Source organism: Sporosarcina sp. resist (genome assembly GCF_014302295.1).
Classification (GTDB): Bacteria; Bacillota; Bacilli; order Bacillales_A; family Planococcaceae; genus Sporosarcina; species Sporosarcina psychrophila.
The window spans coordinates 354,374-368,064 of sequence record NZ_CP060287.1 but is presented as its reverse complement, the minus strand read 5'-3'; the positions used below and the strand labels follow the sequence as shown (position 1 = coordinate 368,064).

Genomic DNA, 13,691 nt, shown 5'->3' with positions numbered 1-13,691 from the left:
ATAGTTTATGAGTACCTTTTAACCATTTCGCCAAGACCTGCATCAGATGATCCTGATCCAACAGCGCCGAATTTCCATTCACTGCCGTGACGATAAATTTCTCCAACAGTTAAACTAGTTGAACCTGCATAGTTTTCGGACAGATTGAATTTAAGTAATTCCTCATTGTTCGCTGAATTCATGACTCGGATAAACGCATTTTCGACTTGGCCGAAGTCTTGCTTACGTTTTACACAATCATAAATATTAACAACAAATACAAGTTTGTTAACGTTTGCGGGTACCTTTTTCAAGTCAACAATCACTTGCTCGTCGTCTCCGTCGCCTTCTCCAGTGATATTATCACCAGTGTGCGTTACGCTACCACATTTACTTTTCAAGTTACCAAAGTAAACCAAGTTGTCATTGCTCGCAAATTTATCGTCTTGAAGCATGATAACAGAAGCGTCTATATCCATATTTGTAGCACCGCTACCGCCACCACCGAAAAGTCCGCCGAGTAATCCGCCAGCTTTTTTCTGACTTTGAATTGGGTCCCAACCGAGGCCTACTATAATCTTCTCAAGACCTGGATGACCTTTTGTTAAATCAATTTTTTGACCCTTTTGTAAAATAATCGCCAAACCAATCACTCCTTTACATTTTAATGAATTTTTTATCTTTTCGTAAAAACACCATCATTATATATTTTACTACATCTGATACCGAACTACCAAAATGATGATTACCTATAGCCTTTTCCACCCTGCAATGCCAAATTCAACTTTCATGAATATTCTAATCGTCATTGGATAATGAATAGTAAACCTCAAAGATGACCTGACGAACCATCCAAACATCTTGGATTCCACAATGCTTGTGTTGACAGCAATATCATATAGCACAGATATTATGCAATAATGACTACTTTCCAGTTCATCACAATCATCTCTTGTTACTAGTACGTACGAACATGCCAAATGGTTTCAAAAAAAAGAAATCCACAGCACTTAAGTTCCTACATCTTCAATGCACTACTCATTTCAAACACATCAAAGACATTTTCCTTAAAAATAAGTGACATGATTTTCCCTTCTTTTTCGTAGAAGTGGATATTCCCTTTTTGTTCATCTTCAAGTTCCGTCCAGCCCCACTTTTTTATTTCCTCCAAGTAGTGCTCCGGCGGTTCTCCCTGCTCCCCGCCAATATCGTTCAACTTGTACTTTGCCGATTTCGAAATTTCCGTCGTACACGCTTCTGGCTTTAGTTCACTCGCATTTTTCGGAACCGGGAAACCATGATTGATAACCGCCATGCGATAGCCCTCTTCTGCGCTATACACATTCGAACAGCCTGCCATCATACCAACAATGAAAAGAAGTATGAGTATCCGTTTCATAGCGTCATCGCCCCTTACAGAAAATTCACAACATATCACTTCTATTTTACTAGATGGATAGAGACTTGTCACGGGACGTATTTGTGACAAAGTAGATGAAATGGCTCATAGCTGTAATCAAGCATAGATTACTTTATGATTATACAATTTCCATCGACAGTCTAATCATATCCCTGCACTGGATACCGTTTTCAATGATCTCTTCCTCGTAGTGATCAACGAAAAAGTCTTTTATAACACCATCGATACGAAACCCAGATTTCTGATAAAAAGCCAATTGACCAATGCTGGAGTTACCCGTCCCAACTTCCAGGAACTTGCAGCCCAACACCTTTGCGGTCTGGATTGCGTCACTCATTAACTTCTTCCCAATCCCGCGACCATGTATACGCTCATCTACAGCTATATTTATAATCTCCATCGTTGTTATACCTAACTTCACTAGCACATAGACACCTACGATTTCGCCTTCCTCTTCAGCAACACGGCACTCCCCATTAGCTATATACAGCTCTACCTGTTCTCGCGATGGGTCGGCAAGTAGCAAGAGTTCGAAAGGTGGGGCTTCATGTTGTAGTAATTTCCTGATTTTCATTTAGGCACCTTCCTTGCACCTCACACATAATTTTTTCATACGTTGCATGCCAACCTTTATAGTATTTGGAGACGTCTTCAAAGGGGATGAAAATTCTTCTGCTTGATTCATACTTCGCTTCAAAAGGATGTAATTCAGTTATGTCCATTTTGTAAAAAACCTGATAACCCACTTTCGGATAAGGACTGTGTTCATTCCACAAAGGATTTTCATTATGGTCGATTTCTATTGAACCGAGGAGTACACAATCTCCCGTTACATAACCTTCTTCCATTGCCTCACGTCTAAAGCACACCTCCGCAGTTTCATCGACTTCAATATGACCGCCCGGAAAATCCCAACCCCGATCATCCAAATCGACCATCAACAGTTGCCCGTCCTTAAAACAGAAGCCATGGACACTCGTGATCAAATCCCTTTCCGGCAAAAAACCACTTTCCCATGTCAGCTTCAGCTTATGGCCCCCCCAATCTACATATGTACTTGTCATATACGGTCTCCTTTCCCCATTGAATACCCTTCAAATAGCCTGCCACCATATGGTTTCAACACTTCATCTGCAAGATCGATGATTGCATCTTTATTACCCGTTTTATAAAATGCATCGAATGCTTGTACAAACGTTCGCGCAAAGTTCTTATCAAATTGATTTAAAGCACGCATAATCCATTTTGACGCACCAATCCATTGAACATTTGTCCGCAAGAAGAATTCATGTATGGCATCGGCAAGTGTATTCGCTATGAAGATTTCTTCCGCACGATTGGTTGAACCAATGAGATCATCGAGCGCATCCGTTATCATATACCGTTTCATTTCTATCGTTTTTATCGACCATACTTCAGGACCTTTTTTCAATAGTTCATTAGCTTCTTCCTTTATTAAAGAAACAACTCCTGAATCGAATAAGATGATTCCTTCAGACACCATTCGTGGCAATGAAGGTCGAGCCCTTTCACAGTCTTCCATAAAAAACACCTTGTAAGACGAAAAGTTATGAACGAACACTTCGATTGGCCATCCATACTCAATAAGCGACTCACGATACGCTGATTCTATCTTTGCATCAAAAACAACGATATCCAAGTCTGATGTTGCTGTTTCTTCGCCCCTGACAACACTTCCCGCAAGCAATGCAGCTTGGCAATCCGCGAAGTGTTCTGTTATAAACCTTTTTGCGGCTTCGACGGGCTGTAATCTACTCCTGTTCATAATCTCACCTTTCTCCTAACAATTTAAAGTTCTATATAAGGAATACACTTTTTCTGCAATCTCAATCGGATGGACATCTAACGATAACAGGTTATCTAACTCAATCCACGTCGACTCATAGGTCCCCCTATCCCTAACTTTCCCGCCAAACTCTTTGCCTTGCCCCGTACCGAATGTCCCCCCAATAATTTCAGCAATGAAAAAGTACTGTATACCAGTATAATTAACTGTTCCAAGGCTATCTTTAATGCTAATGTGAACGCCTAATTCTTCAATCGTTTCTCTAACTGCGGCTTGTTCGGGACTTTCCTCGTTTTTAATCCCACCGCCTGGAAAAACATAATACTCTTGTCCTTCTCTAACTCGTTTAATCAATGCAACCACGTCTGTTGATTAACCATTTTCTTGCATAAATAACAAGTTAGGAAGAGGCTTGAAAACCTCCATTTTCACTGGATCATTTCCGGTTCGCTTTCGGCACACTATTCACGATATGATTAACGGGGGAGCGGGTGTGGCTAGAAATGACTTCGTCATTCCTAGCCACACCCTTTTCGGTCATCTTATTGTGAATAAGTACCTGTCGCAAACCTACACTGTTTAAGTGAAAAATGCAGTTGCTTTAGAAGTAAAGAAGAGCATCCTTTTTCACAGGTTATCAGTGCCCGAAGATGCAATTTCGGGCACTCTTGCACGTTATACGATGCGTTCTTTGCTTATCTTTAACAAAGAGTATGCTCCTTATTATGTGATGCCTACTAGAAAGCGACACTTCTTTATTAGTAAAAAAGAGAAAACCATATAGAAAGTTTGAGCCGCCAAAATTGCATCTTTGGCGGCTTTTCTCCAGTTAAGAAGCCAGCTATTCTTTCGTCCCAAAGAGCTTCAGCACTACGTGTACTTATGCATTTGGAGCGCGACGGATGAAGGGCCACCATACGATTACCGAAATAAGTGTGTAGGTATGCGACTTTGTCGCATACCTACACATCCAGACATCTCGGTAATCGTAATAGAAGTCATTCGATCCAAAGCAATCCAAAAACGCAACTACACAAGTAATGCCAGGGGGGATCAATTTTTTGGTTATTTTTGGTTAATCAACACGAATGCAATGCAACTTTATTATTTTCGATAATTACGGCAGAACCCCGATTTCTCATACATCCACACCCGCTTTAGAGAGATACTCAATTAACCAACAATCCCTGTATTCCCCTTCATGCAATTCATTTTTCGGGAGCAATTTCACTTTTTCAAACCCGCATTTTTCATAACAACGAATGGCTCGTTCATTCCACGTTTGTGGGTCCATCACAATCCGGTCCGCGCCTTTTTCTTGAATTAAATAAGCCACCATCGCACGGACAATTTGTGTCCCGACGCCTTTATTCCAATACGCTGATTCCCCGATAAACTGATCCATCCCATAGAGTGTTTCTATTGAGTCGCTGTAGCCATAGGTTTGTCTTTCATCCTCATCGACTTCATAAAACTGGACATAACCTATTGGGCCCTCATCGAATTCAATTATGCAGCGTGTAGCATCGGCTTCTGCTTCGAAAAACTTCTGTTCCACTTTCTTCACATCAAACGGATTATCCCGCCCTTCGTAATACTGCAAAATTTCTGGATCTGAAAGCCATTTGGAAAGGAGGTACTTATCCTTCCATTCCAATTCGCGGATGAGTAGATTTCCTTTTTGAAACAGCATTTCATTCACCTCTTTGCTTGGAATTCAAAATCATTTACTAACCACACCAAAATCAATTTAAATTTGTTGCGGCTCTTTTTCACCCTTTTAAAACCTTCTCTTATATCCAATATGAAAACAGTTTTAAATATCCACACTCTCATATATATCGCATGAATTTTTAGCGGACCGATGATGCCTTATTCTTCGAATTCAGTACCATCTTCTAACTCCGTTTCCGTCCTCAACAACCATCTGTTCCCAAATCCAGGCTCAACGAATTACATCAATCTCCCCTTCTCGCAAGAGTATTATCCTGTCTACAAAATCCTTTTTACCCTCTGCATAGGAACGCTCATTAGTAGGAAACGCTTCCGCCATTTCCTTCTTCAGTACTTCATATTGTTTTGCGACTTCGGGATGGTCATTTAAATAATCTCGGAAAAATATGTGGTTTTGCCACCAGTCCCCACCATATTCCACAACATGAAGGACATGTGTCTTCGTTAAGTTCTCCAAATTTGAGAACTTGGCAAACACTTCTTTCCCTTCGATTTGAACACGTCCTAAATGGTAAATGTTCGCCTCTTTCAACTTGTGCTTATCAAATTTCTTCGCGTCTCCTATCGACTTAACGCCCACGAGTATATCGAGAAGTGGCTTTGCAACAATTCCGTCAATCGCCGTGCTACCGATATGTTGGATATCTACTATATGCTCACCAACCAACGAGTTCAATAGACTTTTTTCCACCCTGAAAAGTTTTTTCCAGTTATTCGTGTATCCCACTAATTTCACTACGTCTTTATTTAAACCTAACATTCCAAACCCACTCCCAATTTTAGACTTCACTTGTGGGATCAACCGAATATCCCCGCTTCAGTTCTCATATGTCAAAAATGGCTCATACATCGTGATCGCGTGGTTTTCTGTGATGAATTCGTCATCGATAAGTTCGCCGTTCAGGTTGTACGCTTCCCTATAAATTGTATTATGGCGCACATAACCACCCCATGATTCACGCGTGAAACTGTGGTCTTTTTCGTATACTTTATACGTTCGATTCGTAGCCATAGGCGCACGCCATTCACCAACAAGCGATGTGTCCGTCAAATAGATGAGGAGCTGATACGGCACATTCATTTCGTTCTTTATTTGTAAATCTAGGTAGTTATAAGCGCATGTTGCACCACTTCCGAATGGCTGTTTCCGTTTCGAGTCTGGGAATACGTCATAACTATGCCGGTATCGCTCAGTAATCGTGAGCGGCGTGTGAAGTGTCATCCAGTAAATCAGGTTCGACAACTGACACAAACCGCCTCCAACGCCTTTCGTCACTTGCCCGTAATGCAAAATCATTCCGTCAACGTAACCTTTTCGCTTCGTCGTACTGCCTATCAAGCGCCAATAGGAAAATGTCTCTCCAGGCTGGAGCATAATTCCGTTCAATCGTTTTGCTGCTATTTTCAAATTCGTAATTTTGTTTGTTTCCAATTCCATCTCTACATCTTTCAATTTGCGGAGTAACGGCGTTCGATGTTTGAAGATGACATGGTTTAATTTCTCCATTGACCGCCTTGTTGCATACTTTTTTCCGTCCATGTACCACTCCGAATACCGCCTCAATCGGTACACTTTCTTCCCGAAGAATATTCGCAACTTGCTGCGCTTTTTTGGTTGCAATGAATTCAATCGCGTCATCCCCTCTTCTACTTATTCTCTTCTCTACCAGCTTTGTCCTTTTAATTTATCGGAAAACCAAATGCATTTCATAGGACGTTTTCTACAAGTCACCTTCCTATTATTGCGGTTCACGGGAATACCGAAGACAGCAAGACCGAGACAACATACACTTTGGTTACAAAGAACTTTCAAACGGAGGGATAGCAATGAATATCATCAACGTTAGCAACTTGAAAAAAGCTTACGGAACAAACGTCGTTTTAAAAGGGTTGGATTTTCAAGCACAAGAAGGCGAAGTAATTGGGGTTATCGGGAAAAACGGGGCGGGCAAATCAACGTTCCTTGAAATTATTATGACCATTAAACAATACGACGCTGGAACAGTCTTCGTTTTCGATGAAGATATTAAAGCACTTTCTATAAACCGGATGGAACAAGTTCGAAAACAAATTTCCGTCGTCCTGCAGCCTACACAGTTCTATCAGACACTGAAAGTACAAGAGTTACTACGGTTATTTAAAGCCTATTACAAATCCCCAATTGACATCGAAACAATCATCTCTGACTTTAAGTTACAACCGCATCGAAAAAAGTACTTCGATAAACTTTCTGGAGGATGGAAACAGATTGTAAGCTTAGCCATTGCCTTTTTATCACAACCAAAACTTCTAATTTTAGATGAACCGACAACTGGTCTGGATCCGCATATGCGCAATATCCTTTGGACGTATATTACCGATTACAACGAGAAAACAGGCGGTACAGTCATTCTGACAACACATAATATGGATGAAATCGAATTGTACTGCGACAAAGTAATGCTTATAGACAATGGTGTGAATGAAGTCTTCGATACGACAGAAGCTATTTTGGCATCAGGCTATAAATCCATCAATGAATTTTATCTCGAGAAAGTATCCATATAAGGAGGAGAAAATATGTTAGCGACTCAGTTAAAATACGACTTACTCATGTTTTCAAGAGAGTTATTTCACTTAGTTTTCACGATTGTAGTACCGCCTGTTACGTACATTTTCATGGGGCAATTGTTCGGAGACCAAACCTACGCGGGTAACTTAAGTTATGCACAAACATATACACCCTCGTATATTTTACTTATCACGTTCACCACTGTATTTTTCGCTTTCGGGTTCGACCAGGTGACGCATCGTACGACGGGTGTCGAAAAACGAATTAGACTTTCTCCCGTTTCTAAAAATATGCTTCTGCTATCCAGTATTATCCGCTCCATTATCATTACAAGTTTTGGCTACCTGTTCGTTTATGCGATTGGTATGCTCTTGTATGATTTGCAGTTTCACGTACTGAATTTCATCTTGGCCTATGGATTTTTCATCGCACTCAATGCTGCTCTGCTCGTTATCGCATCTGCCATCTACTCTTTTTTCAACGAGATGAAAAGTGCATTAGTGTTCTCCATCGTTATTTTCCAAGTCGTTATCTTTACAGGTGGCTTTGCATTTCCAATCAATATGATGCCGAAATTTATACAAGTTATCGCCGAATTTAATCCGCTCTATCATATGAATAATTTGTTCATTGGTGTTTGGAATGAACAGCTTACTTTTGACAACAGTACGCTTATATCCGTCGTCTATATTTCTTGTTTAGTGATTGTCGCATTGTTCGTTCTCCATATTTCTACTAAAAGACGTATTTGACAGACTACCAGGCAATGGTAAATTTAATGTATAGACTATTGCCGATAGGGGTGCATCGCAATGAAAGTATCATTAAACATTGATCGCGATTATGAAGAAACCAAGGTGACGATTGAATGCCCGACATTGGATGATTCCGTACAAGAAATTCTAGATTTTATCAAAGGGCAGGACACAGAATTCCTCGTCGGAAAAGACGGCGATATGCAACATATTTTAAAACCGACAGAAATTCACTTTTTCCATACAGAAAAAGATAGCGTTATCGCCGTGACTTCTGCTGGCTCATTTAAACTAAAAGAAAAGTTATACGAACTTGAAAAAATTCTTCCGGCGAGTAAATTCATTAGGCTCTCTAAATCTGTCATTGCAAATCTACATGAATTAAGCCGCTTCGAAGCGTCGTTTAATGGAACACTTTGTGTGTATTTTAAATCAGGTACAAAAGAATACGTCTCTCGAACATACGTCAATGCCATTAAAGAATCCTTGAAAATGAATAGGAGGAAAGGCGAATGAAAACCTTTTTATATAGAAGCTTCATCGGTATTCTGTTCGGTGCATTTATTGCAGTCATATTGACGAATTCTGTTGTGCTATTCAGCGGTAAAGATATGCTAGACGGACAATTATTCTTAAAAAACTCACTCGGTTCCATCTTCTGTGGTTGGTTTTTCACAGTCACACCGCTCTTTTTTGAAAATACGTCTTTGCGTTTGTCCCAACAGACCGCATTACATTTCGTTACGGTAGTTATCCTTTACTTCATCCTAGCGTTCGGAATCGGTTGGGTTCCATTTACAGTGAAAAGCTTTTTACTCGTATTCGGAATGTTTGTTGTCTGCTATTCCATATTTTGGACTTCCTTCTATCTGTATTTCAGAGGGCAGGCGCAGAAGTTGAATGCGGAACTCCAGGAGCTTTGATATATTACTATTCATTCCTATTCTTTGTGTTATGACCAGCATGGAAGTAGTTATGCTCGATACGATGCACGTTATGACCGCCATGGACGTGGTTATGCTCTCCATGAGGCTGATTATGACCGGCATAGGTTAAATTACAGAAAAACCGTGCCAGTTTGTTACTCGGCACGGCTCTTACATCATATTCTTGATAAGTCTGATTGCCATATACACAGCAACTCCCCAAACGACTAAAGCGGATACTTTATTCAGCAGCGCCATTAGTTTCCCACTCGAATCCAACTTTCCGAAATAGCGTCCGCCCGTTGCAAGCCCGATAAACCAAAGCCATGAAACGATGATTGTCGTCAGCGTAAATGCAATTCTTACGTCCCCCTCGTAATTGAGTGAGCTTGACCCGATAACTCCAATCGTATCGAGGATTGCATGAGGGTTCAATAAAGAAACCGATGCTGCAAAGATGATTTGCTTTTTTGCAGAAAATCTCTCTCCATCCATCTTCGTCGACATCGCATCACTTTTCCATAAGACAAAACCGATATAGAGTAAAAAGAGAATACCGATACTGAAGATAATGTTTTCCAACCAAGCAAACGTTAGGACAAGAAGTGATACGCCCGACACCGCCGCAACAATCAAGATTGTGTCACAAATACCCGCGGTCACGACTACAGGTAGGGCTCTCATGAATGTCGGTTGCAATGCCCCCTGATTAAAAACAAACACATTTTGGACACCTAATGGCACAATAAGTCCAAATGCAAGGATAATTCCATGTAAAATTGCCTCAGTCACATGCCCACCCCTATTCAATCTCAATCCTAATCAATTCTCGATTGAAAGGCTTAGTCCTCTTTTATGAATAAAAAAAAGCCGCACCAGAAGAATCCTAGCACGGCTTTTGTATTCCACATTTATTTCGTCTTCTGCACAATAACAACTTTTAAATAGTTGAATTCAGGGTAATCACGGTTTGTCCGGAAGTCTTTCGGCAATGTTGATTCCTCAAGAATTTTATACCTAGATCCTGCTTCTTCGAAGGCCTGCTCGATGAACGTTTTGAATTTCTTCATTCCGAAACTCGCATTATTTGTCGATGCAACAATGATGCCGTTTTTCTCAGTAATCGCAATCGCATCCATAAGAAGTGCCGGATAATCCTGCGCTGTACTGAACGTATACTTTTTAGTACGAGCGAAACTAGGCGGGTCAAGAATGATTAGATCGAATTTCAAATCATTCCGTTTTGCATAGCGGAAGTAGTCGAAGACATCCATCACTTTAATATCCTGCTGTTCATAATCTATGGCATTCACACTGAACTGCTCGATTGTTTTCGCATTGCTACGCTTCGCCAAGTCAACGTTTGTCGTCTTAACTGCGCCACCGAGTAGTGCTGCAACGGAAAATGCGCCCGTATACGAGAATGTGTTCAACACATTTCTTCCCTCGGAATACTTATCGCGAACCGCTTTACGCATATCACGCTGATCAAGGAAAATCCCAGTCATTGCGCCGTCATTTAAATTGACTGCGAAATTCATGCCATTCTCTTTGACGATAATTGGGAAATCACCTTGCTCCCCTTTAACGAAATCATCCTGTTCGATGTATCCGCCTTTTGTGTCAAAGCGTTTCTTCTCATAAATACCTTTGTAATCAATGATTTTATCAAAGACGCTGTAGACATGATGCTTCAGCGAATAAATTCCTTCGCTATACCAACTCACCATAAAATAGCCGTCGAAATAATCAATTGTCAGTCCGCCGATGCCATCGCCTTCACCATTGAACACGCGGAACGCTGTCGTGTAGGCATCCGCAAATAAAGCTTCACGTCTCGCAAATGCTGCGGCGATTCTTGATTCGAAGAAGTCAAAGTCGATTACTTCTTCCTCTTTCCTCGTCAGTACCCAGCCAAGACCTTTATTTTGCAAGCCGTAATAGCCTTTCGCAACGAAGCGACGGTCTTTATCCACTAATCGTACAATCGTTCCTTCCGCTTCCGTTGCAAGCACGCCAGAATTAATAATCGCATCTTTTAAAATTAACGGATAGCCTTTTTTGAAATCTTTAATATTTCTTGCATTTACTTGTAAATCGATTGTTTTTGTCATTTCGTCATCCTTACTTGATCGTTTTCTTTATTATCGCACGTTTTATCATTAATTGCGAAATTAGTAAAGCCTTTTGCTCTTTACACCGAATTGAAACAACCTGCTCGGTGTCCTCAGTAAGAGTATATACTTAATTTAATCAGTCTTCGTCGCCCGAAAATCTGCGGCTCTTCAAACAAGTCGTGTATTGTGTCCAATACACCTGACACAAAGTAGTTTACAATTTCCCTCATTTATATGAAAAAGCAGCGGAACTAATCATTCCGCTGCTTTTTCATATTGCTTCTTTTTTTAGTCTGCCTTCAATAACGTCCGTGAATATACCAGTCCGACAACACCAACGATGGTGAACAATATTGCCCGAACAAGAATGGATATGCTTGATAAGTCGACGATGAAGAGCTTCAGCACACAAATGATAATGAGCACAGCTCCGATTATTTTGACATACTTCCAATTCATTTTCCCACCGATACTGATGGACACAAACGCAAAAGCAAACAGTAAGAACGTATGCGCAAACAACACATATTCCAAATCCCATTCATAAGCTGTCGTGAAGGCAAAGTACCATTTATTTAGGACGATGAAATAGATAATTTGCAGTACAATCGCCAGTTGCGGCGTCTCCCACTTCAGCTCTTTGCTCGAAAGATAGAAACGGTCTTTTACAATCGCCCACACTACAGCCGTAAAAGCGGCCACAAAAGCTAATTGCACAAAGAAATTAAATAAAAACTCGCCGTGTTTATAATATGAACCCAAGCCCGTCAGCAGCACTATCATACCTGCTATCAGAAACAGAATAACTGCCCCATGCGTCAAGTACAGTCCTTTACTCCACTTGTGGAAGAAATACATAGCACTAAGTACCACCAATAATACAAACGCATGAACATGATTAGCTGTGTCAAACGATACATAAGTATTCGCAAGCCCTAGCTTTGTTAATTTAAAAATATAGACAAGAACAAGTAGTTGACCAACAATCAAACTTTTGTCAATTGACTTCGTTTTCCCCAATAAACGAGAAGGCGTAAATCGGTAAAGCGTGTAAAATATCCAACTGAATGAACCAATAAAGACAAGCCACACCGCATTCTCCATGGACCAAAATACATTTATTTGCATTGTAGTCAGGACTGCTGGAACCGTAAATAAGTAAATTACTGAACCGGTCACAATTGTCCTAAGTGTGTTGAAACGCAAACCTACCCAAATTCCAATTGCCCCATTCACTAGAAGCAATATTAGAACAACCCGAGTATCATCCATGTCGAAGGATAGGATGAATACAGTGACTGCAAATACGGCTACAGCAGACAAAATACCTCGTAGCGCGCTTTCTTTCTTCCAAAAAGAATATACCGCAAGCAGACTATACAACAGCGCCAACAAGCCGTAAACAGTCACTTCCTGCATATGGTCAAGTAGTTTTATCCAGCCGATTGTTAAGACAAAATTCGAGTAGAGAAGTGCTTCTGAAAATACATCCCTTGAAATTCGACCTTTTAAGTAAAACAATAAAATCACACCATGCTGAATTAACACCGTCGCAACAAGTATCGATTCTTCCGCAAACGCACTCTCGAGAAGTGCATAAACGAACAACGTTAAATGGAATAGTGAGAACATGACGTAGAACGTATACTTATACTTTTGACTGAGTGACACATAAAACAGTGATAAAAATAACAACAGGATGTACGCACAGAATTGAATGGAAGTTGCTCCTTCTCCTTCTAATAAAAAAGGAAGTAAAAATCCTGCAATCCCAGAAAATATCGTCAACGTTTCCGATTTTGTTTTTCTCGATAACAACAACCCTGCGATAATATAAGCCACGCCTATCACAAATGCAATCGTGAAATTCAGATAGCCATATAAAAGATGTGCCGCGAATGTCGTCAAAATTCCGAGTCCGATAAAACCGCCAAGTAATGTTAGACCAAACCCTTTTTTTCCACCATTGTAGTAATGCATCCCAAGAAAATAGAGCAAAATTGTTCCTGTGTAGCCCATTCCAACTCGTACTGGATTGGTGATAAATCCATTATCCATTCCAACTTTCAATCCCCATAAAACTCCAAGTAGTAGAATAAACATAAATATTCGCGGAAGCCAGTTGCTTAACGCTTTCTCAAGATCGAATTCTTTCCTTATTTTCTGCTGAATCGGAACTTCTTCTCGAACTGGTTGCTCAGGCAAACGTGCCATTATCGAGGCTAAATGAACTTTTTCCACTTTCTCCGGAACAGGGCTTGGAGGGGTTTTCATTTCAGCCAATTGCCGCTTCAACGTGCTTACTTCCCCTTCTAGATCAGACACCCGTTGCAAAATAACCTTCAGTTCTTCATCCAACTTCATCCCTCATTTCCTACTTACTAGTTTCAAAGAACTTAAAC

16 protein-coding genes and 1 pseudogene are annotated in these 13,691 nt (G+C 40.5%); 4 read left to right on the top strand and 13 right to left on the bottom strand.

Going from position 1 to position 13,691, the window contains the following annotated elements; genetic code table 11:
• Window positions 1-5: 5 nt before the first annotated feature.
• The 10 genes and pseudogenes from H7992_RS01830 to H7992_RS01785 form a co-directional block, all read right to left on the bottom strand.
• Window positions 6-623, bottom strand: coding sequence for a TerD family protein (locus tag H7992_RS01830; RefSeq protein WP_067204987.1), 618 nt, complete (start codon window positions 621-623; stop codon window positions 6-8).
• 374 nt (window positions 624-997) lie between these two features.
• On the bottom strand, window positions 998-1,378 hold the full coding sequence (locus H7992_RS01825) for a hypothetical protein (protein WP_067204984.1): 381 nt from the start codon (window positions 1,376-1,378) through the stop codon (window positions 998-1,000).
• Between the two features lie 139 nt (window positions 1,379-1,517).
• On the bottom strand, window positions 1,518-1,973 hold the full coding sequence (locus H7992_RS01820) for a GNAT family N-acetyltransferase (protein WP_187046498.1): 456 nt from the start codon (window positions 1,971-1,973) through the stop codon (window positions 1,518-1,520).
• The gene (locus H7992_RS01815) at window positions 1,945-2,463 is read right to left on the bottom strand and encodes an NUDIX hydrolase (RefSeq protein WP_067204979.1); all 519 of its coding nucleotides are present in this window, start codon (window positions 2,461-2,463) and stop codon (window positions 1,945-1,947) included. Before H7992_RS01815 ends, H7992_RS01820 begins: the two co-directional genes overlap by 29 nt.
• Window positions 2,460-3,185: a nucleotidyltransferase domain-containing protein gene (locus H7992_RS01810; RefSeq protein ID WP_187046497.1), complete on the bottom strand. Its 726-nt coding sequence runs from the start codon at window positions 3,183-3,185 to the stop codon at window positions 2,460-2,462. Before H7992_RS01810 ends, H7992_RS01815 begins: the two co-directional genes overlap by 4 nt.
• A 15-nt stretch (window positions 3,186-3,200) precedes the next feature.
• Complete coding sequence (locus H7992_RS01805) at window positions 3,201-3,569, bottom strand: NUDIX domain-containing protein (protein WP_187046496.1); 369 nt, start codon at window positions 3,567-3,569, stop codon at window positions 3,201-3,203.
• 775 nt (window positions 3,570-4,344) lie between these two features.
• Window positions 4,345-4,899, bottom strand: a complete 555-nt coding sequence (locus H7992_RS01800) for a GNAT family N-acetyltransferase (RefSeq protein WP_187046495.1) — start codon at window positions 4,897-4,899, stop codon at window positions 4,345-4,347.
• A gap of 5 nt (window positions 4,900-4,904) precedes the next feature.
• Window positions 4,905-5,129: pseudogene (locus H7992_RS01795) on the bottom strand (DUF3977 family protein).
• 22 nt (window positions 5,130-5,151) lie between these two features.
• Complete coding sequence (locus tag H7992_RS01790) at window positions 5,152-5,700, bottom strand: GrpB family protein (RefSeq protein ID WP_255428559.1); 549 nt, start codon at window positions 5,698-5,700, stop codon at window positions 5,152-5,154.
• Between the two features lie 57 nt (window positions 5,701-5,757).
• The gene (locus H7992_RS01785) at window positions 5,758-6,579 is read right to left on the bottom strand and encodes a VanW family protein (protein ID WP_187046494.1); all 822 of its coding nucleotides are present in this window, start codon (window positions 6,577-6,579) and stop codon (window positions 5,758-5,760) included.
• A gap of 188 nt (window positions 6,580-6,767) precedes the next feature.
• Between H7992_RS01785 and H7992_RS01780 the strand changes: the two genes are divergently transcribed.
• The 4 genes from H7992_RS01780 to H7992_RS01765 are packed head-to-tail and all read left to right on the top strand — an operon-like array spanning window position 6,768 to window position 9,169.
• Complete coding sequence (locus tag H7992_RS01780; RefSeq protein ID WP_187046493.1) at window positions 6,768-7,487, top strand: ABC transporter ATP-binding protein; 720 nt, start codon at window positions 6,768-6,770, stop codon at window positions 7,485-7,487.
• A 12-nt stretch (window positions 7,488-7,499) separates the two neighbouring features.
• Window positions 7,500-8,243 (top strand): ABC transporter permease, encoded by a 744-nt coding sequence (locus H7992_RS01775; RefSeq protein WP_187046492.1) that lies wholly within the window; start codon window positions 7,500-7,502, stop codon window positions 8,241-8,243.
• A 60-nt stretch (window positions 8,244-8,303) separates the two neighbouring features.
• Window positions 8,304-8,762 carry a LytTR family DNA-binding domain-containing protein gene (locus tag H7992_RS01770; RefSeq protein WP_187046491.1) on the top strand — a complete coding sequence of 153 codons (459 nt, stop codon included), beginning with the start codon at window positions 8,304-8,306 and terminating at the stop codon, window positions 8,760-8,762.
• On the top strand, window positions 8,759-9,169 hold the full coding sequence (locus tag H7992_RS01765) for a DUF3021 domain-containing protein (RefSeq protein WP_187046490.1): 411 nt from the start codon (window positions 8,759-8,761) through the stop codon (window positions 9,167-9,169). The genes H7992_RS01770 and H7992_RS01765 overlap by 4 nt, the downstream gene beginning before the upstream one ends.
• 174 nt (window positions 9,170-9,343) lie before the next feature.
• Here H7992_RS01765 and H7992_RS01760 read toward each other — a convergent pair whose 3' ends face one another.
• From H7992_RS01760 to H7992_RS01750, 3 genes are all read right to left on the bottom strand, one after another.
• Entirely contained in the window at window positions 9,344-9,964 is a 621-nt protein-coding gene (locus H7992_RS01760; protein ID WP_187046489.1) for a LysE/ArgO family amino acid transporter, read from the bottom strand.
• 119 nt (window positions 9,965-10,083) lie between these two features.
• Window positions 10,084-11,286, bottom strand: coding sequence for a class I SAM-dependent rRNA methyltransferase (locus tag H7992_RS01755; protein WP_067204951.1), 1,203 nt, complete (start codon window positions 11,284-11,286; stop codon window positions 10,084-10,086).
• Between the two features lie 291 nt (window positions 11,287-11,577).
• The gene (locus H7992_RS01750) at window positions 11,578-13,653 is read right to left on the bottom strand and encodes a DUF2339 domain-containing protein (protein ID WP_187046488.1); all 2,076 of its coding nucleotides are present in this window, start codon (window positions 13,651-13,653) and stop codon (window positions 11,578-11,580) included.
• Window positions 13,654-13,691: the final 38 nt, after the last annotated feature.